The sequence below is a fragment of the Halorubrum aidingense JCM 13560 genome (assembly GCF_000336995.1).
GTDB lineage: Archaea > Halobacteriota > Halobacteria > Halobacteriales > Haloferacaceae > Halorubrum > Halorubrum aidingense.
In genome coordinates, this window is record NZ_AOJI01000032.1 from 77,622 (window position 1) to 96,022 (window position 18,401).

14 protein-coding genes and 3 tRNA genes are annotated in these 18,401 nt (G+C 67.6%); 4 read left to right on the forward strand and 13 right to left on the reverse strand.

Features of this window, described 5'->3' with window-relative positions:
• Window positions 1-27: 27 nt before the first annotated feature.
• The 7 genes from C461_RS13440 to C461_RS13470 are packed head-to-tail and all read right to left on the reverse strand — an operon-like array spanning window position 28 to window position 9,087.
• On the reverse strand, window positions 28-861 hold the full coding sequence (locus tag C461_RS13440) for a DUF7537 family lipoprotein (protein WP_008002115.1): 834 nt from the start codon (window positions 859-861) through the stop codon (window positions 28-30).
• Window positions 862-906: 45 nt separating this feature from the next.
• The gene (locus tag C461_RS13445; protein ID WP_008002116.1) at window positions 907-1,326 is read right to left on the reverse strand and encodes a NusA-like transcription termination signal-binding factor; all 420 of its coding nucleotides are present in this window, start codon (window positions 1,324-1,326) and stop codon (window positions 907-909) included.
• Window positions 1,326-2,537 carry a DNA-directed RNA polymerase subunit A'' gene (rpoA2, locus tag C461_RS13450; RefSeq protein WP_008002117.1) on the reverse strand — a complete coding sequence of 404 codons (1,212 nt, stop codon included), beginning with the start codon at window positions 2,535-2,537 and terminating at the stop codon, window positions 1,326-1,328. Before rpoA2 ends, C461_RS13445 begins: the two co-directional genes overlap by 1 nt.
• On the reverse strand, window positions 2,530-5,457 hold the full coding sequence (locus C461_RS13455) for a DNA-directed RNA polymerase subunit A' (RefSeq protein WP_049906681.1): 2,928 nt from the start codon (window positions 5,455-5,457) through the stop codon (window positions 2,530-2,532). Before C461_RS13455 ends, rpoA2 begins: the two co-directional genes overlap by 8 nt.
• A 6-nt stretch (window positions 5,458-5,463) precedes the next feature.
• Window positions 5,464-7,293: a DNA-directed RNA polymerase subunit B gene (rpoB, locus tag C461_RS13460; RefSeq protein ID WP_008002119.1), complete on the reverse strand. Its 1,830-nt coding sequence runs from the start codon at window positions 7,291-7,293 to the stop codon at window positions 5,464-5,466.
• 1 nt (window position 7,294) lies between these two features.
• Window positions 7,295-8,860, reverse strand: a complete 1,566-nt coding sequence (locus C461_RS13465) for a DNA-directed RNA polymerase subunit B'' (RefSeq protein ID WP_008002121.1) — start codon at window positions 8,858-8,860, stop codon at window positions 7,295-7,297.
• Complete coding sequence (locus tag C461_RS13470) at window positions 8,857-9,087, reverse strand: DNA-directed RNA polymerase subunit H (RefSeq protein WP_008002123.1); 231 nt, start codon at window positions 9,085-9,087, stop codon at window positions 8,857-8,859. Before C461_RS13470 ends, C461_RS13465 begins: the two co-directional genes overlap by 4 nt.
• 274 nt (window positions 9,088-9,361) lie before the next feature.
• Between C461_RS13470 and C461_RS13475 the strand changes: the two genes are divergently transcribed.
• Window positions 9,362-9,434, forward strand: a tRNA-Asp gene (locus tag C461_RS13475).
• 30 nt (window positions 9,435-9,464) lie between these two features.
• Window positions 9,465-9,537, forward strand: a tRNA-Asp gene (locus C461_RS13480).
• Between the two features lie 221 nt (window positions 9,538-9,758).
• Here C461_RS13480 and C461_RS13485 read toward each other — a convergent pair.
• From C461_RS13485 to C461_RS13495, 3 genes are all read right to left on the reverse strand, one after another.
• Window positions 9,759-10,763 (reverse strand): histone deacetylase family protein, encoded by a 1,005-nt coding sequence (locus C461_RS13485; RefSeq protein ID WP_008002125.1) that lies wholly within the window; start codon window positions 10,761-10,763, stop codon window positions 9,759-9,761.
• Window positions 10,764-11,195, reverse strand: coding sequence for a histone (locus C461_RS13490; RefSeq protein ID WP_008002127.1), 432 nt, complete (start codon window positions 11,193-11,195; stop codon window positions 10,764-10,766).
• A 148-nt stretch (window positions 11,196-11,343) separates the two neighbouring features.
• A complete protein-coding gene (locus tag C461_RS13495) occupies window positions 11,344-12,810 on the reverse strand; it encodes a single-stranded DNA binding protein (RefSeq protein ID WP_008002129.1) in 1,467 nt (488 codons plus the stop codon).
• A 371-nt stretch (window positions 12,811-13,181) separates the two neighbouring features.
• Between C461_RS13495 and C461_RS13500 the strand changes: the two genes are divergently transcribed.
• Together C461_RS13500 and C461_RS13505 are read left to right on the forward strand one after the other, a co-directional pair.
• Window positions 13,182-13,254: transfer RNA gene (locus C461_RS13500), tRNA-Arg, on the forward strand.
• Between the two features lie 197 nt (window positions 13,255-13,451).
• The gene (locus C461_RS13505) at window positions 13,452-14,099 is read left to right on the forward strand and encodes a DUF309 domain-containing protein (protein ID WP_008002131.1); all 648 of its coding nucleotides are present in this window, start codon (window positions 13,452-13,454) and stop codon (window positions 14,097-14,099) included.
• Window positions 14,100-14,106: 7 nt separating this feature from the next.
• On the opposite strand, the gene azf is transcribed toward C461_RS13505, so the two are convergent.
• The 3 genes from azf to mutS form a co-directional block, all read right to left on the reverse strand.
• Window positions 14,107-15,003, reverse strand: coding sequence for an NAD-dependent glucose-6-phosphate dehydrogenase Azf (azf, locus tag C461_RS13510; protein ID WP_008002132.1), 897 nt, complete (start codon window positions 15,001-15,003; stop codon window positions 14,107-14,109).
• A gap of 118 nt (window positions 15,004-15,121) precedes the next feature.
• Window positions 15,122-15,472 carry a cell division protein SepF gene (locus C461_RS13515; RefSeq protein WP_008002134.1) on the reverse strand — a complete coding sequence of 117 codons (351 nt, stop codon included), beginning with the start codon at window positions 15,470-15,472 and terminating at the stop codon, window positions 15,122-15,124.
• Window positions 15,473-15,509: 37 nt separating this feature from the next.
• On the reverse strand, window positions 15,510-18,350 hold the full coding sequence (gene mutS, locus C461_RS13520) for a DNA mismatch repair protein MutS (protein WP_008002136.1): 2,841 nt from the start codon (window positions 18,348-18,350) through the stop codon (window positions 15,510-15,512).
• Window positions 18,351-18,401 lie beyond the last annotated feature (51 nt).

The window sequence follows — 18,401 nt, forward strand, 5'->3', positions numbered from 1 at the left end:
GATCGGGATCGGGCCTCGACCGTCCGATCAACCGCTCGTCGCGTCTCGGGCGTCCTCGATCCAGTCCGGCTCCGCGACCTCCGCGCCGAGCTCGCGGTAGTCGATGTTGACCTCGACGCTGGCGTCCTGCCCGTCGTGTTCGCCCTCCCACGTCTGTTCGAGCCGCGGGACGACACCCGACTCGGCGACGTACACCGTGGCCGCCGCGGTTTCGACCGTCTCCGGAACGCTCCGATCGCCGTCGAACGCGTCCGCGGTGAACCGCGCGGTCCGCTCGCCGCGCACCTCGCTTTCGCCGTCGCTCGTCGGGTTCCACAGGTCCAGCCCCTCGTACTCCGTCTCGCCGGCCGCGGTCTCGCTTTCGACCCGGATCCCCGTCGCGACTTCCGCTCGCATCAGTTCGACGAGATCGCCGCTCGACCGGTCGACCGGTTGGCGGTCGTACTGCGTTCGGTCGCCGATCTGCTGTCGGAACAGGGCCTCGCCGTCGGCGACGTACAGCTCCGACCGCTCCGTCTCCCCGCCGTCGGCGATCTCCTGTCGAACGTACTGCCGCTCGGTTTCCAGATCGTAGCGGGACTCGTACTCCTGTGACGGGAGCCACGGCGTCGGCTCCTCGTCGCCGTCGTGATCGGTCTCGGCGGTCGAAAACAGCGTCGCGCCGCCGGCGTCGACGAGCGCGCCCGTGTGTCGTTCGGTCAGCGTCTCGACGTCGAGCCCGTCGCCGTCGCGCCAGTCGGCACCGTCGAACGGTCGGCTATCCTCCCCGTCCGCGTCGCCACCGTTCCCACCGCCGGCACAACCGGCGATCCCGACCGCCATTCCGGTCCCGACTCCGGCGAGGAAGTGTCTCCGATCCATGCCGCGAGAAACGGACGCGTCGGCAAAAGGGCGTGGGTTCCGGCCTCAGGTCAGCTGGATGTCGTCGATGTCGTGGTGTCGCTTCGCCAGCGTCCGGGCCGCCTCGATGTTGACCCCGTCCGCCCCGATGGCGACGCCGCGGTCCGGTTCGGGGACCTCGACGTACGCGACGCGATCGTTCTGCTCCGAGATCGTCACGGCGTTGACCGCCGCGGGCGCGAGCGCGCTCGCGACGAACGCTTCGGGCGTATCCGCGTCCTCGACTAGTTCGACGGACTTGCCGAGCCGCCGCTCCGCTTCCTCGACGGTCTCGCCGGCCTGTCCGATCGCCGCGGCCATCTCGCCGGCCGGCACGAGGAACACGAGCCGGTCGCCCTCCACGAGGCAGTCTTTGGGCGCCACCCCGGTCAGCTCGTCGAAGCGACCGATGTAGCGCCGCGCCTCGTCGGAGAGCTCGACGTACATTAGTCGTCGCTCACGACGCGTGACCCCATCCGAAGGTCGACGTCGCCGGTGCCGAGCGAGATCGGCTTCCCGGCAATGACGTTCTCGATGACGCCGTCGAGCTCGTCGTACTCGCCGTGGATCGCCGCGTCGAGCAGGTGGTTCACCGTCACCTCGAACGCCGCGCGCGCGAGCACCGAGTCTTTCGACCCCGAGATCCCGTGTCGGCCGATCGAGTCGATCTCGCCGTTGTTCGTCATGATGTCGGCCACCAGCATGAGGTGACGGACGTTCACGTCGTCGAGCCCCTGCTCTTCGAGCGTGTTCTTCGTCTCGTCGATGATCGTCTCGCGGGCCGCCTCGACGCCGAGGTTGCGGTAGATCTCGTGGATGTTGTTACACGTCGTCCGCGAGGCGTCGACGCCCTCGATGTCGAGGGTGTCGCCGAACGCCGACCCCTCGGTGTAGAGGACGAACTCCTCGTCGCCGTCGATCTCCTCTTTCCGGATGACGACGCGCTCGATCTCTTCGATCCCCTTGAAGACGATCTCCCGGAGCCGCTCGACGAGCTGGAGCAGCTCGCGGTAGCTCGGCTCGCTCGGCCCGAACTCGACGACGGTTCCGGACTGCCGAGTGTTGACGCCGAGGGAGTCCTCGATGGTTTCGGCGATGATCGCGGCCACTTCGGACGGATCGGAGTGGGTCGGCCACCGTTCGAGGAGGGTGTCGTCGTTCAGGTCGATCCGCACGAGCATGTCGGCCACGTTCGTCGAGACGTCACCGAGCGCCAGGATGCGCGTCGCCTCGATGGACCAGACGACCTCGTGGGCCTTCTCGCGGTCCGTCGCGTACTCGCCGTCCAGGTGGACCGTCATCATCGGCGTGTCCGGCGTCTTCCGGGCGTCCACCAGCTCGATGAGCCGAGGGAGCCCCTGAGTGACGTCGATCTCGGCGACGCCGGCGTAGTGGAACGTGTTCATCGTCATCTGCGTTCCCGGCTCGCCGATCGACTGCGCCGAGACGGTGCCGACGGGGTCGAGCGGATCGACGCGCGTCTCGATGTAGCGGTTCTCGACACCCGTTGCGATGTCGGTGGCCTGCTCGATGGTGACGTCGCTCTCTGCGGCCTTTCGGTCGAGCGCCTCGTACACTTCCGTTTTGAGGCGCGGCGGCAGTTCCGTCGCCTCGACGACGGCCTCCATGTCGTCGGTGACGTGCTCGTACTCAGTCATCGGATTCCACCCCCGTCTCGGTGGCCTTGGTGCCACCCGGCCCGGTGTGCTCCGAGAGGTTCGTCGCCGGCGTGCGCTCGCCGAGGAACCGCTCTTTCTCGTCGTCGGAGCTGAACTCGGCGTCGACCACGCGGTCGACGATGCCGTCGACGTCGATGCCGTCGCCCTCGCCGGACGAGACCTTCACGGGCGAAGTGCCGTCCTCGCCGAACTCGAACTGGACGATCCGACCCGAGGTGTCTCGGACCGAGCCGTCGTACTGCGCTTCCAGCTCCGAGAGCGCGTTGATGAGCCGGCGCTGGAGGTACCCGGACTTCGAGGTCCGGACCGCCGTGTCGACGAGCCCCTCGCGGCCGCCCATCGCGTGGAAGAAGAACTCCTCGGGGGTGAGCCCCCCGCGGTAGGAGTTCTCGACGAAGCCGTGCGCCTCCGCGGACAGGTCGTTCGCGCGGTAGTGCGAGAGCGTCCGGTCCTCGTAGCCGCGGTTGATCCGCTCGCCCCGAACCGCCTGCTGGCCGACGGAGCCGGCCATCTGCGTGAGGTTCAGCATCGACCCACGCGCGCCGGAGCGGGCCATCACGACCGCGGGGTTGTCGTCGCCGAAGTGCTGGTCGGCGATCTCACCGGCCGAGTCGCGGGCCTTCCCGAGCGTCTGCATGATCTTCATCTCCAGCGTCTCGTCGACGCCGCGGCCCGGCAGCGACTCCAGCTCGCCGGCCTCGTACGTCGCGATCAGCTCTTGGACGCGCTCGTAGGCGCTCTCGATGGCGTCGTCGACCTGCTCTTCGGCCTCCGGCGGGATCGACTCGTCGTCGATCCCGATCGAGAACCCGAAGTGCATGATCGCGCGCATCGCGAGCGACGCGATCTCGTTGATGAATATACGCGAGCGTGTCTCGCCGTACTCCTTGGTGAGGGTGTCGACGACCTCGCCGCCGAACGCCCCGACGGCGTCCTCGTCGATCGTCCCCTCGACGAGCTGACCGTTCTCGATGACGACGTCGTCGCCGGTCGACGACGAGAAGTGCAGCGAGAGGTCGTCGGGCAGCAGCTCCGAGAACAGCGTCTGGCCGGTCCAGTACTCGCGGCCGTCGTCGTCGACGCCGTCCGCCTCGGGCAGTTCGTCGACGCGGGTCGCCCGCAGCAGGTCGAGCGCCTGTGTCTCGGTGAACTGGGGGTTCGAGTGGGTGAGCAGGTACGTCCCGGAGATGTGGTCCTGGATCGCACCGATGATGTTCCCGCCGAACCGCGGCGAGAGGATCTGCTCTTGAACGCGCATGAGGACGCGCGCCTCGGCGCGGGCCTCCTCGTTCTGCAGCGCGTGCATGTTCATCTCGTCGCCGTCGAAGTCGGCGTTGTACGGGGGACAGACAACGGTGTTGAGCCGGAACGTCTTGTACGGCATCACCACGACCTCGTGGGCCATGATGGACATCCGGTGCAGCGAGGGCTGCCGGTTGAAGATCACGATGTCGCCGTCGACGAGGTGCCGGTTCACTTCCCAGTCGGCCTCGACCTTCTCGGCGAGTTCCTCGCAGTTCTTCTCGGTCACCTTCAGGCGTCGTCCGTCGGGGCGGCGAACGTAGTTGGCGCCCGGGTGCGCCTCCGGGCCGTTTCGGACGTACTGGCGTGCCTCTTCGACGTTGCGTTCGGTGACGTTGAGCGTCTGCGTCATCTCCGTCGCGACCCGGTCGGGGACGCCGACCTCGTTGAGCGAGAGCGTCGGGTCCGGCGAGATGACGGTCCGGGCGGAGAAGTTCACCCGCTTCCCCGAGAGCGATCCGCGGAAGCGACCCTCTTTGCCCTTCAGGCGCTGGCTGAGGGTCTTGAGCGGGCGACCGGAGCGGTGGCGTGCCGGCGGCGTCCCGCTGATCTCGTTGTCGACGAACGTCGTGACGTGGTACTGCAACAGCTCCCAGAGGTCCTCGATGATCAGCTGCGGGGCGCCCGCCTCTCGGTTCTCCATGAACCGCTGGTTGATGCGGATGATGTCGACCAGCTTGTGGGTGAGGTCGTCCTCGGAGCGCTGACCGTTGTCGAGCGTGATCGAGGGTCGGGTGGTGACCGGCGGGACCGGTAGCACCGTCAGAATCATCCACTCGGGACGCGAGTCCTGCGAGTCGATGCCGAGGACTTCCAAGTCCTCGTCCGGGATGTCCTCGAACCAGTCGCGGATGTCCGAGGGCATCAGCTTGTTCATGTCCTCTTCGGTGAGGTCGAGGTCGAGCGCCTTCTCGATGGCGCGGCGGTCCTCCTTGCGCGGACGGAACTCGCCGGCCATGATCTCGTTGATCCGGTCGAGCGCGATGTCCGTCTTCTCGGCGAGCTCCTGCGGGGAGGTTCCCGGGTCGTCCTCCTCCTCGTCGGGCTGCATCGCGGCGGCGATGCGCTCGGAGTACTCGCCCGAGAGCACGTCCTGGACCTCGTAGTACGTGGTCGGTTTCTCGTGTTTGATGTCCGCCTGCGGCTCGCCGCAGAACGGGCACGTCGACGCCTTCCGGGCCTGCCGAACCGCGGCCTTCAGCACGTCGTGCTGGTCGTCGCCGAGCTCCTCGGCGCGCTCGTAGCGCTCGCGGAACTCGTCGCGCTGCGCCTCGTCTAAGGCGAGCCGTCCGCACTCTCGGCACGTCGAGCGGAGCAGCCGCCGGATGAGCTTCGTGAAGCCCACGTGGATGACGGGGGCGGCGAGTTCGATGTGGCCGAAGTGGCCGTTACAGGAGCCGGAGTGGGAGCCGCAGGTTCGACACTCCAGGCCGGGGTCGATGACGCCGAGTCGCGGGTCCATCAGCCCCATGTCGATCGGATAGCCGTCGTCGTCGTACGTGTCGGCCGTGATCACCTTCGTCGCCGACATGTCCCGGTACGTCTCCGGGTCCATGAGGCCGAAGTCGATGCCGCCGAGCACTTTCGGTGTTTGCATTGACATTTAAATTGCGTCCTCCAGTTCGAGCTTCGGTCGGATGCCGAGCGCGATCATCTCGTCGAGGAGCAGCTTGAACGCGTAGCTCACCTCGAGCTCGTGGATGTCGTCTTCGTCGCCCGTGACCGGGTCGTACACCCGGCGCTGTTCGCGGTCTTCGACCGCGACGAGACCCGTCTCCGCGGAGACGTGAACCGTCTCGGCGTCAGAGGACTCGAGCAACCGCTCGTTGAGCACCATCGAGGCGCCGTGACCGATGATCGTGTCGCGCTCCATCTCCCCCACACGGAGTCCGCCCTCGCGGGCGCGCCCCTCGGTCGGCTGGCGCGTGAGCACCTGGACCGGCCCGCGCGAGCGGGCGTGGAGCTTGTTCGACACCATGTGGTACAGCTTGTGGTAGAAGATCGTCCCGACGAAGATCTCCGCGTCGACCTTCTCGCCGGTGACGCCGGAGTACATGACTTCCTTGCCGGAGGACTTGAAGCCGTGGTCCTCCAGGCCGCCGCGGAGATCCTCTTCGTCTTCGCCTTGGAACGGCGTCCCGTCGACGCGCGACCCGCGCAGCGAGCCGACCTTTCCACCGAGCATCTCCAGTACGTGCCCCACCGTCATCCGCGACGGCAGCGCGTGCGGGTTCATCACGAGGTCGGGGACGACTCCCTCCTCGGTGAAGGGCATGTCCTCCTGTGGCGCCAGGTGGCCCACGACGCCCTTCTGACCGTGTCGGGACGCGAACTTGTCGCCCAGTTCGGGGACGCGCTGGTCGCGTACCTTCACCTTCGACAGCTTCGAGCCGTCCTCGCCCTCCATCAGCGTCACCGTGTCGACGACGCCGTTCTCGCCCGAGCGCATCGTGACGGAGGTCTCACGCCGCTTCTGCGGAGAGAGTCCGCCCATGTCGTCGGGTTCCTCTAAGAACCGCGGCGGGCTGGTCTTGCCGAGCAGCACCGAGGACTCGTCCACCTTCGTCTCCGGGTTGACGAGGCCGTCCTCGTCGAGGTGGGTGTACGCGTCCTCGCCGCGTGCGCCGCGAACGTCCTGATCGGGGATCTCGAAGCGGTCCTCTTGGCCACCGGGGTAGCGGCGCTCCTCGCCTTCGTAGGTCCGGAAGAAGTGCGAGCGCATCAGCGCGCGGTCGACGGAGCCCTGATTCATCACCAGCGCGTCCTCGATGTTGAACCCCTCGTAGGACATCACGGCGACGACGAAGTTCTGCGCCGCCGGCCGCTCGTCGAAGCTGATCTGGTCGGACGTCTGCGTCTTCACCATCGCCAGCTGCGGGTAGTGCAGCAGGTGCTGGCGCGTGTCCGGCCGGATCCGGTAGTTCGCGGAGGGGAGCCCGAGCGACTGTTTCATCATCCCCGCGCCCATCGTAATCCGGGGGCTGGCGTTGTGCTCGGGGTACGGGATCATCCCCGCGCCGATACCGAACACGAGCTGCGGGTCGATCTCGAGGTGCGTGTGGTCCTCGCTCACGTCCTCTTCGTCGACGGCGACGAGGATGTCTTCCTCCTCCTCGGCGTCGATGAACTCGACGTAGCCGCGGTCGACGAGGTCTTCGAACTCGATATCGCCGCGCTCGACCGCCTCGACTTCCTCGTCGCCGAGGAGCGGTTCGCCGTTCTCCACGACGATGAGGGGTCGGCGGGCGCGTCCCGCGTCCGCGTTGACGATCACTTCGCGGGTCCGGTCTTTGACCGAGACGTTCACCATCTCCGAGACGTCGCCGCGTCGGCGCGCCTCGCGAATCTGTTCGGCGAGTGCCTCGGGGTCCGGGTGGGTCCCGACGAGGCTCCCGTTGACGTACACTTTCGCTTCGCGTTCTGCCTGAGCCATATTAGTCGTCCGCCGTCTGTCGTTCGACGCCCTCGATGCCGGGGATCCCCTCGACACCCATCGACGCCAGTTCTCGTTTCAGCCCCTGTTCGTCGTCGACCGTCTGTGAGAGCTCCATCGCCTGCGCGAAGTTCTTCACGAGTCCGCAGTTCGGTCCCTCCGGCGTCTCGGAGGGACAGATGCGACCCCACTGGGTCGCGTGGAGGTCCCGCGCCTCGAAGTGCGGCTGCGAGCGCGACAGCGGCGAGCGCAGGCGGCGGAGGTGCGAGAGGACGCCCATGTAGTCCGTCCGGTCGACGAGCTGGGAGACGCCCGAGCGGCCGCCGACCCAGTTGCCCGTCGCGATCGGGTGTTCGAGCCGCTCGGTCAGCACGTCCGAGCGGACGACCGTGTTGACCGTGAGCTGTCGATTCCGCATGTTCGCGCGCTCAAGCTGGTACTTCACGTCGCGTGCCAGCTTGTTCAACGCGGTGCGGAACAGGTCGCGCATGAGGTCGCCGGAGACCTTCAGGCGCTTGTTCGCGTAGTGGTCCTTGTCGTCGGCCTCGCGGCGGTTCAAGGCGAGTTCGAAACACGCCTCGGCCATCCGGCAGAGGTAGTACGCCTTGTTGATCCGGACGTCCTCCTCGTCGACGCCCTCCTCGTGGAGGTGCGGGAGGAGGTAGCGGTCGATGACGTAGTTGGCCCGCTTGAGCTGGTAGTTTTTGCCCTGTCCGGAGGCGACGCGCTCGCCGAGGGTCTCGATGGCCTCCTCGGTCGTCTGCACCGACGCCTCCTCTAGGTTCTCCAGCATGAACTTCACGATCTCCGGGTCGTCGGAGACCCGGTGAACGATCTCCTCGTCCGACTCCAGTCCGAGCGCGCGGACGAGGGTCACGAAGTCGATCGATCCCGAGACGGACGGGAACGACACTTCGAGCAGTCCCTCGCGGTTGCGCTCGCACAGCACCAGCGCGCGGTACCCGCGCCGCTGGGAGAACGTTTTCGCGACCTGAATCTCGTCGCCGTACTTCGAGTCGTACTCGGCGAGGATCTTGTTCGGCGCGAGGTCCTCCGAGGTCATCAGCACGCGCTCGGAGCCGTTGACGATGAAGTAGCCGCCGGGGTCGACGGGGTCCTCGCCGATGTCGATGAGCTCCTCGTCGGAGAAGCCCGCCATGTTACACTTGTTCGAGCCGACCATGATCGGCATCCGGCCGACCTTCGTCTCGGTCGTGTCGACGACCTGTTCGGGCTCGTCCTCGCCGCCGCGCACGATGGACATCTCCATGAACACGGGCGCCGAGTACGTGATGTTCCGAAGGCGGGCCTCCTGCGGATACAGAAGCTCCTCGGAGCCGTCGGCCTCTCGGACGCGCGGGGTGACCATGCGCACGTCGCCGAGTTCGACGTAGACGGGCTCTTGGCCCTCCTTGTCGCCGATGTCGGTCTCGATCGTCTCCTTCTCGTCGACGACCTCCTGCATGCCGCGGTCCAGGAAGTTGTTGAACGAGCGGAAGTGGTGTTCGGCGAGCCGTTCGTCCGAGAAATACTCGCGTGAGACCACGCGTCGGTCTTGCCTGTTCATGAGATGACTAATCGGTACACGATCGCCTCGTCGGTCGTGCGGGAGTTTCGAACGATCTTCACCACGTCGCCGACCTCGGCCTCGTCGGGGAGCGCGGGATCCGTACGTTTGATCTTCGGCAGGTTCGTCCGTTTCACGTCGTACTCTGCCAGAACCGCGTCGACCTCCTCGGGATCGTCGAGCAGGACGTGGTCCGGGACGAGTTCGTGTTGGCTTACGTCTACCATGGGTGGTGGTTATTGAGAGAAGCTATCACGAGATACTACAGATCGCTATATGCGCCAACGGCATAAGACTTGCCAACCGCGTCCGCCGCGCACGGCTCACGACGACGGGGGCGTGCGATACTCCAACTCATGCGGGTCGTACACAAAAGGGTACCGCCGGGTCAGACGATCTCGACGACCTCCTCCTCGGTGACCGGTCCCTGTCACGCTCACACATCGTCGCCGGCGATGACAAGCCTTATTTGCCAGACAGGGGTACGAAAAGTTGCGACAAGCCCGGATGGTGTAGTGGCCCATCATACGACCCTGTCACGGTCGTGACGCGGGTTCAAATCCCGCTCCGGGCGTCCCCACAGTTCGGGGCGCTGTCGCTGTTTGCCCGGATGGTGTAGTGGCCCATCATACGACCCTGTCACGGTCGTGACGCGGGTTCAAATCCCGCTCCGGGCGTTTTCGACGAACAATCCGACGAGCGTAGCGAGAAGCTCATCAAAAACGTTCGCGGATTTGAACCCTGTCAGTCGCGCGCAGCGACCGCGGAAGCGAGCACGTCTGACCCCGGTTCAAATCCCGCTCCGGGCGTTTTCGACGAACAATCCGACGAGCGTAGCGAGCCGATAGCGTTCATCTTTAAAAAGCGCCCGTCTCCCTCAACGAACCGCCTGTCGACGCTACAGCTCCAACAGCGACCGCAGCTCGTCGACCAGCGTCTTCGTTTTCTCGTTCGGATCCTCGTCGACCTCGACGGGCGTCCGTCCGTCGTACGTCTCGTGGACCATCGAGACGCCCTCGGCAAGCGTGTCGAGCCCGTACCCGCCTTCGAGGACGTACGCGGTCGCGGCGCCGACGTCGTCGGCGACCGTCCGAATTCGGTCGGTCATCAGCGCGTATCCCTCCGACGAGACGCGCATCCGCGAGATGGGGTCGTGTCTGTGCGCGTCGAACCCGGCGGAGACGATCACGAGGTCCGGATCGAACCGATCGATCGCCGGGCCGACGGCCTCGTCGATTGCCTGTAGATAGTCGGCGTCGCCGGCTCCCGCCGCGAGCGGGAGGTTCACCGTCGTTCCCTCGCCCGCTCCGCGGCCGGTCTCGTCGAGATCGCCGGTGTCCGGGTAGAGGCCCTTCTCGTGGATCGACGCGTAGAGGACGTCCCCACGGTCGTAAAAGATATCTTGGGTTCCGTTTCCGTGGTGGACGTCCCAGTCGAAGATCGCGACCCGGTCTGCGTCTCCGTCGTCCAAGACGGTCTGGGCCGCGACCGCGGCGTTATTGAAAAAGCAGAACCCCATGGCGTCGTCGGCGACCGCGTGGTGCCCCGGCGGACGCCCGATCGCGAACGGCGTGTGTCGCCCGTTCGCCCCGTCGAGCGCCGACCGAGCGGCCCACTGGGCGAGTCCGGCCGCGGTGAGCGCGGCGTCCCACGTCCCTTCGCTGGCGACGGTGTCGGGGTCCCAGCTTCCGCCGCCGTCGTCGACGAACGTCTCCAGTTCGTCGACGTACGCCTCGTCGTGAACGGCGGCCACCTCCTCTCGGGCCGCCGGATCGGCGTCAGTGTACTCGACGCCGTGCCGCTTGGCGAGCCCTCGACGGATCGCCCGAAGCCGGTCCGGATTCTCTGGGTGCCGTTCGCCCGTGTCGTGTGCGAGACACCGCTCGCTGTAACCAAACCGCATCTACTCGAACAGTGCGAAGTACGTCTCGATGTCCTCGGCCTGTACGGTTCGTCGGTCGGCGTGGCGTGCGAGCGTCGCGGCCGCGCTCGCGACGTTGTTCGCGTAATCTTCTAAGATGTCGGCCAACGCGATTCGCGCGTCGACGCCGACTCGGTACCGGTCATCGATTCGGAGCCGTGCGATCCGGTCGATCGGGGCGACGGGGAGCGCGAGCTCCTCTCGGTTGATAACCTGTTCGACGCCGAAATCGGACGCCATCAACGTTTTCCGTCCGTCGTCTGTCGCTCGTTCCGCGGCGTCGATCGCCAGCTCCGCGCCGTGTGCCTGGATCCGACGGGCCAACTCCTCGGCGGCGTCCGCACTGACGCGGAGTTCCCCGGCGTTCCGCCGGATGATCCCGTCGACCGGCGCGAACGGCAACTCGACACTCATACACACAGTCGCGTCCGTGTACCGTATAACGCTTTCCGTTACCGCCCTCTCCGCGCTCGAACGGCGGCGTCGTGGCTACTGAATGCCCGATATCTCGGTTGCTTCGTGTCGCTGGCTCTCGTCCAGACCGCAGGCGCTCGCCGTCGAGTCAGAAGACGTCGTCCGCGTGGACGGTCCCGTCCCGCTCGGAACCGCGGACGGTCACCTCCTCGCCCAGCCGGAGATTCGCGTCCGTCTCGACGCTCTTCGTCTGCGTCCCGTCGTCCAACACGACCGGGTCGCCGGTCTGAACGACCGTTCCGGTGAACTCGACGGTATCGCCGCCGGCCGGTTCTGCGGTCGCGGTCGCGGATCCGCCGTTCCCGCCGCCCTCCGCCGCCACGGCCTCGGCGGCCGCTTTGCTCCCGTCGTCGGCGAACGCCCCGAGACCGGCGTCTGCGGTACCTTCTCCGGCTTCGCCTCCGCCGACCTCACTGCCTTCGGCCCGCGTCGCGCCGCCCGCCGCTTCAGACCCCTCGTCGAGGACGGAGACCGTCGAGCGCCAGTTCGCGGACGCCTCGAGGTCGTCTTGCCACCCGTCTTGGATCTCCACATCGGTGAAGACGACGTGATCGGCTAAGTCGAGTTCCGTGTCGGCCTTGTCGCCCCACAGCGCGACGCGGATCTCGCCCGTTTGGTCTTTGATCCGGACGTTCCGGACCTGCCCCTCGCTCCCGTCGTCGCGGTCGAACGTGCGCTTCGGATCCGTCTCGATGATGCCGCCGCCGATATCGACGGTCTGACCGATCTCCAACTCGGCGATGTCGGTCGTCTCCGGGACGTACTCGACGTCTTCGTCGACGCGTTCGACGGTGCCGCGGTCGCCCACGTGGAGTTCGAGGTCGCCGTTCCGCTCGCGGACGTATCCGTCGCCGACCTCCACGACCTCGCCGGCCGCGAACTCGTCGGCGAGGTCGGCCTTGTCGTCCCACAGCGTGACGCGCACGCGACCCGTCTCGTCGCCGACGGTGAGGTTCGCGACCCGTCCCTCGCTGCCGTCGTCGCGGTCGAACGTCCGCACCGAGTCCGTGTCGAGCACCTGCCCGACGAGGTCGATGTCGGACGCGCCGAGCGAGAGGTCCTCGACCCGGTACGTGTCCAGCACCTGCACGTCTACTTCGGCGTCTTCGTCCGGTTCGACCTTGTTGGCGCTCACCTCCAGCCCGCTGTACCCCTCTTTCGGTCGGCCCATGACGCGGAGCACCTGTCCGACCTCCAGCTGTTCTTCGGCCGCCGTCGCCATCTCGTCCCAGAGCGCGACCCGCACGGAGCCGGACGCGTCCGCGACGTCGACGTTACAGACGCGCCCCTCGGCGTCCTCGCCGTCGCGTTCGAACGTGCGGACCTCGCCGATAGCGGTCACCTTGCCGAGGAACTTCACGTCGCTCATCCCGGGCTCGATGTCGGCGATGGTGTCGGCCTCTTCGTCGCGGAGCTCGTGGGCGATGAGCATCGCCGCGGTCTCCTCGTCGGCGAGCCCGCCCATCTGCTCGACTTTGTCCTCGACGGCCGCCTCGAACTCCTCGAACTCGACGTCGGTGTCGAGGTCCCCGTAGACGTCCTCTATCACTCCCATACGCGTACCCCTCCGGTTATCGAGTCCGCGCATAAGCGTTGTCCTTGTCCGGGTGTCGCGCCCGAAGCCGGGATCGCGTCACGTCGGTCCCGCGGCGTCGCCGTCGCGGATCGAAGCCTCGTCATACCCGTCCATTGGCCCCATCGATACAAAAGGTGTGCAATCCGAGCCGGCCGGCCCGCTCGGCGCTCTGCCTCCTCTCGGTGAGGTGCGTGCCNCGTCCATTGGCCCCATCGATACAAAAGGTGTGCAATCCGAGCCGGCCGGCCCGCTCGGCGCTCTGCCTCCTCTCGGTGAGGTGCGTGCCACCGTCCGCCACGCGACCCGTGGACCGTAACCGTCTTATGTTCCACCGGGGTACGTTTAGTTGAGTCCTGGTAGGGTAGTGGACTATCCTCTTGGCTTGCGGAGCCAGGGACCGGAGTTCAAATCTCCGTCAGGACGCTCACTTTGCGGCTCTCTCACTTCGTTCGAGAGCCGCTGCGTTCACGTCCTGACGTGCCCCACGCTCGCTGCGCTCGCGTGGGACTCCGTCAGGACATGTTCCGACAACTCATGTTCCGACAACTACCCGGTGAGCGCCGCGAGCCGTGCGCGTCGACAGCGGCGGCCATTTATACGGCGGTCGCCGAGGGCCGGTCATGAACGAGGATCCGCCGAGCGTCGACGCCGCGCTCCTCGCCGGCGCCGCCCTCTTCAACGAGGGACACGTCCTCGCCGCGCACGATCCGTGGGAGGCCGCGTGGCTCCCGCTCGACGGTGGCGGTGACGGGCACGAGGCCGACGACGAGCGGCTGCTTCACGGCCTGATCGCGGCCGCCGCCGCGACTCATCACGCCCGATCAGGGAACTGGTCGGGGGCGATCGGCTGCGCGGAGAACGCGGTCGAATACGTAGCCGCGGTCGCTCCGGGCCACCGCGGTGTCGACGTTGACCCCGTGATCCGGTGGTGTCGGCGACTCGCGGCCGATCCCGAGACGATCGAGCGCACGGGGCCGCCGCCGCTTCGGATCGACGGTGCGGCGCCCGAGTTCGCTGACCTCGATCTCGACGCGGTGCTGCTCGCGGCCCCCGCGCTCGCCGACGCGGTCGAGGTGGGCTCTGCGGAGACGTTCGATCGGGCGGCGGCGCTCGCGCGCGAAGAGCGTGGCACCGGCCGGACGACGTTCACGGAGCTGTTGTTCGCGTTCTGCCGCGAGCCGGAGACGCGGCCGCAGGTGGCCGCGCGGCTCGCCGATCACGTGGAACTGGCCGACAGAAAGCGCCGCGACGTCGACGACCTTTTTTAAGTATCTCTCAGGCGCCGTCGGTCGGCGTGTCGGGATCGGACGGGAAGTTCGGCTCCGCGGGCGCGTCGTCGACCGCGTCGGCGGTCTCGGACTCTCCGGTCTCGGGCTCGTTCGTCTCGGCGCCTGCCTTCGGCTCGCCCTCGAACGTGTAGTTCGCGGAGTTGTCGGCGGGGTCGTATCCCAACGCCTCCCGGGCGCGTTTGATGGAGTAGTACCGACGGTCGTTGTTCGAGATACCGTAGACGATCTCGTAGCCGTAGTCGGCCTGCAGACACCGGTCGAACAGGTGCGCGCAGTCGCGGTGCGACAGCCACATCGCCTGCCCGCGCTCGTACTCGCGCGGCGGGTGGTCTTTGGTGAGGTTCCCGATGCGGACGCAGACGACGCTCATCCCGTGTTGGTCGTGGTAGAACCGCCCGAGCGCCTCGCCGGTCGCCTTCGAAACGCCGTAGAGGTTCCCCGGTCGCGGGAGCTCCGTCCCGTCGAGCCGGTAGTCGTCGTCGGTGCGGTACAGGTCCGGCGTCCGGTCTTCGGTCTCGTAGCCGCCGACGGCGTGGTTCGACGAGGCGAACGCGAACTTTTCGACGCCGGCGTCCGCGGCCGCGCGCATCACGACCTGCGTCCCGTCGATGTTGTTCCGGAGCACGGAATCCCACGGCGCCGTCTTCCGGGGGTCGCCCGCGAGGTGGATGACGGCGCCGACGCCCGCCATCGCCTCTCGAACCGCTCGCGCGTCGGTGATGTCGGCGACGTATCTGTCGGCGTCGGTGACCCGGTCGGGAACCTTCGCCGCCGGGAGCGGCTCCCTGTCGAGGAGTCGCCACTCGTAGTCGTCGCCGATGCCGTGGAGGATGGCCTGCCCCACCCGTCCACCGGCGCCCGTTAGCAGGACCGGCTCGTCCATTCAGTCGAAGGTGGGCGGGAAGCGGGCATATATGCCACGGTTCGACCGCGTATCGGCTGATCGCGGTGGAACGCGCGCGAGGAGGGGAGAGAACGCGGGGAACGAGCGGCGCGCCGACTTACAGCTTCTTCCGCGAGATGCTGACGCCGGTTGGGGTGACGACGATCTGGTCGTCGCCCTTCTGGACGATGTCGCCGTCGACTTCCTGGGCGACCTGCCGGAGTTCGTCGATGATGTGTTCGATCGTTCGGTCCGACGTCGAGTGGCGGGTGATGTCCGCGATGACGAAGTCGCCGTCGTAGACGGCGTCTTTGATCGGGATGATGTCACCCTGGTCGCCGATCTCCGCGATGTGTACCTGCATGCCCGTTTCGGCGTGCGCCTCGGCGAAATCGTCGAGGTCGAGCTCGACGTAATCGTCGACGGACCGGTTCCCGCCGCCGCCGAGGATCTTGCTCATGATGCCCATACACACCACACGAGGAGGTCGGACATTAGTTCTTGCGTCAGACGCTGTCGCCGCCGATCCGATCTTGCCACTCGTTGACCCGCGAGATCAACTCCACCGGGGCGGTCTCGGCGAGGTCGACGCCGCGCAGCTCTTCGATCACGGCCGCCGTCTCCGGGTCGAGACGATCGTCGTCGGGGACGGCAGTCCGTTCGTCGCTGTCGTTACTCTCCGAGGCTTCGGTCCCCTCAGCCGCTGAACCCGCCGGTTCCGAGCCGTTTTCGGAGGACCTAGCCGCCCGTCCCGGTTCGGATCCGGCCCCGCCGTTACCGCCCGCGAACGAGCCGGACGAGAGGTCGAAGACCACCTGTTTCGTCCCGGCGCCGCCGGAACCGTCTCCTGTACCGCCGTCCCCGTCGTCCCCGCCGCCCCGCGACCCGCCCTTCGCCTCGATCGCCTTCTCCTCGCGGAGCCGGTCGAGCACCTCGTCGGCGCGGCCGACCACGGGGGCCGGGACCCCGGCGAGGTCGGCGACGTGGACCCCGTACGACCGGTTCGTCGGGCCGTCACGGACGGTCCGGAGGAACGTCACGTCCCCGTCGCGCTCGTCGACGGCGACGTGGACGTTCGCGACGCGCGGGAGGTGGTCCGCGAGCGTCGTCAGCTCGTGGTAGTGGGTGGCAAAGAGGGTCCGCGCGCGCACCTCGTTGTGGAGGTACTCGGTCGCGGCCCACGCGATGGAGATGCCGTCGTAGGTGGCGGTACCGCGGCCGACCTCGTCGAGGATGACGAGCGAGTCCGCCGTCGCCGAGTGGAGGATGTTCGACAGCTCCTGCATCTCGACCATGAACGTCGAGCGCCCCTGTGCCAGCTCGTCGAGGGCGCCGACGCGAGTGTAGATCCCGTCGACGATCCCGACGGTCGCCGCCCGCGCGGGGACGAACGAGCCGGCCTGCGCGAGCAGTTGGATCAGCGCCGCCTGCCGCATGTACGTCGACTTCCCGCTCATGTTCGGCCCGGTGACGATGAGGAACCCGCGCTCGTCGTCGAGCCGGAGGTCGTTCGGCACGAAGTCCGTCGTCCGCTCGACGACGGGATGTCGCCCGGCGTCGACGTCGAGCCGGCGCTCCTCGGTCAGTTCGGGACGCGTCCAGTCGTTGCCGGCGGCGTGAGTCGCGAGCGAGGCGAGCGCGTCGAGTTCGGCGACGACCCGCCCGACGTCTTGGAGCAGCTCGGCGTCGTCGGCGACGCGCTCGCGCAGCTCCTCGAACAGCTCGTACTCCAGTTCGCCGCGGGCCTCCTCCAACCGGAGCACCTCGCGTTCGCGCTCCTCCAACTCCTCGGTGACGAACCGCTTCGAGTTCTTCAGCGTCTTGATCTCGCGGTAGTGCTCGGGCACCTGGTCCGCCACCGACTTGCCGACCTGGATGTAGTAGCCGTCCGTCTTGTTGCGGTCGACGGTGACGTGGTTGAGCCCGTACTGGCGCTTCTCGCGCTCCGCGAGCGTGTCGAGCCACTCGACCGCCTCCTCGTGGCTCGCGATCAGCTCGTCGAGCTCGTCGTCGTACCCCGTCCGGAGCAGTCCCCCCTGCGTTTTGGTCTTCGGCGGATCGTCGGCGAGCGCGTCCGCGAGTTCGGTGTGAAGCTCCCGGGCGCGATCGCGGTCGAGGTCGCGGAGCACCGCGGCGACCGGCGAGTCCGCGAGCGCGGTTCCCTCGACGGCGTCGACCATCGCCGGCACCAGCGCGAGGGTGTCGCGCACCGAGAGGAGTTCGCGTGCGCCCGCGCTCCCGCTCGTCGTCCGCGCGGCGAGCCGTTCGAGGTCGTAGGCGTCTCCCAGCGTCTCTCGGAGCCGATCGCGCGCGAGGGCCGCCGACGCCAGCGCCTCGACCGCGTCCAGTCGTTGGTCGAGCGTTCCTCGGTCGCGTCGCGGTCGCGTGAGCCACTCCCGGAGGAGTCGCCCGCCGGCGGCGCTGACGGTGTGATCGAGCGTCTCGAACAGCGAGCCGTCGCGGTCGCCCCGCATCGTCGCGGTCAGTTCGAGGTTGCGCTGAGTCGTCGCGTCGAGTTCGACGTGGTCGCCGTCGCCGTAGGCGGTCAGCCGCGTCATCGACGCCAGCACGCCCGCGCCCGTCTCCTCGACGTAGCCGAGGACGGCGCCGGCGGCGCGGAGCGCCAGATCGGAATCGATGCCGACGCTGTCCGCGGTCTCGCGGCCGAACTGCTCGCGGACCGCGTGGCTCGCGCGGCCGGGCGCGAACGCCTCCGCGTCGAAGACGGAGAGCGACCCCGACAGGTCCTCGCGGACCGCACCGAGCAGGGCGTCGTCGTTGCGGACGCGCGGTCCCGGCAGCACCTCGGCGGGGTCGAACCGGTACAGCTCCGCCCGCAGGTCGCTCGTGTCGTCGACTTCGGTGACGAGGAACCGACCGGTGGTCACGTCGGCGAGCGCGAGACCGTACGGGCCGCCGGCGTCGTCGGATCCCGCCGCCTCGCCGGCGGCTCCCGTTGTCCCTCCCGCGCGCCCCCCGTCGCGGACGATCGCCGCGAGGTACCGCGCGTCGTCGTCGGCCGTTTCGAGGAGGGTTCCGGGCGTGACGACGCGGGTGATCTCGCGGGCGTGGCCGTCGGCGGTCTCGTACTGGTCCGCGACGGCGACTCGGTAGCCGCGCTCGACGAGCGCCTTGACGTACGGCGTCAGCTCCGTGAGCGGGACGCCCGCCATCGGATACGACGAGCCGTGCGAGGACTTCTGTGAGACGGTTAAATCCAGCTCGTCGGCGACCAGTTCGGCGTCGTCCGCGAAGAACTCGTAGAAGTCGCCGCACTGCATCGCGAGGACGTCAGCGTCGGTCTCCGCTTTGAGATCGAGGAACTCCCCGACGATCCCCGTTGGCATACGTCCGTACTCCCGCCGTCGGCGCGTAAAACCCTACGGATCGGTACGACG

Bases quoted from the DNA above. Each gene is read 5' to 3' on its own strand.
- C461_RS13490 (WP_008002127.1), bottom strand. From the start codon at position 11,195: ATGAGTGTCGAGTTGCCGTTCGCGCCGGTCGACGGGATCATCCGGCGG.
- rpoA2 (WP_008002117.1), bottom strand. From the start codon at position 2,537: ATGACTGAGTACGAGCACGTCACCGACGACATGGAGGCCGTCGTCGAG.
- rpoB (WP_008002119.1), bottom strand. From the start codon at position 7,293: ATGGCTCAGGCAGAACGCGAAGCGAAAGTGTACGTCAACGGGAGCCTC.
- C461_RS13505 (WP_008002131.1), top strand. From the start codon at position 13,452: ATGAACGAGGATCCGCCGAGCGTCGACGCCGCGCTCCTCGCCGGCGCC.
- C461_RS13455 (WP_049906681.1), bottom strand. From the start codon at position 5,457: ATGCAAACACCGAAAGTGCTCGGCGGCATCGACTTCGGCCTCATGGAC.
- C461_RS13485 (WP_008002125.1), bottom strand. From the start codon at position 10,763: ATGCGGTTTGGTTACAGCGAGCGGTGTCTCGCACACGACACGGGCGAA.
- C461_RS13440 (WP_008002115.1), bottom strand. From the start codon at position 861: ATGGATCGGAGACACTTCCTCGCCGGAGTCGGGACCGGAATGGCGGTC.
- azf (WP_008002132.1), bottom strand. From the start codon at position 15,003: ATGGACGAGCCGGTCCTGCTAACGGGCGCCGGTGGACGGGTGGGGCAG.
- C461_RS13495 (WP_008002129.1), bottom strand. From the start codon at position 12,810: ATGGGAGTGATAGAGGACGTCTACGGGGACCTCGACACCGACGTCGAG.
- C461_RS13445 (WP_008002116.1), bottom strand. From the start codon at position 1,326: ATGTACGTCGAGCTCTCCGACGAGGCGCGGCGCTACATCGGTCGCTTC.
- mutS (WP_008002136.1), bottom strand. From the start codon at position 18,350: ATGCCAACGGGGATCGTCGGGGAGTTCCTCGATCTCAAAGCGGAGACC.
- C461_RS13470 (WP_008002123.1), bottom strand. From the start codon at position 9,087: ATGGTAGACGTAAGCCAACACGAACTCGTCCCGGACCACGTCCTGCTC.
- C461_RS13515 (WP_008002134.1), bottom strand. From the start codon at position 15,472: ATGGGCATCATGAGCAAGATCCTCGGCGGCGGCGGGAACCGGTCCGTC.
- C461_RS13465 (WP_008002121.1), bottom strand. From the start codon at position 8,860: ATGAACAGGCAAGACCGACGCGTGGTCTCACGCGAGTATTTCTCGGAC.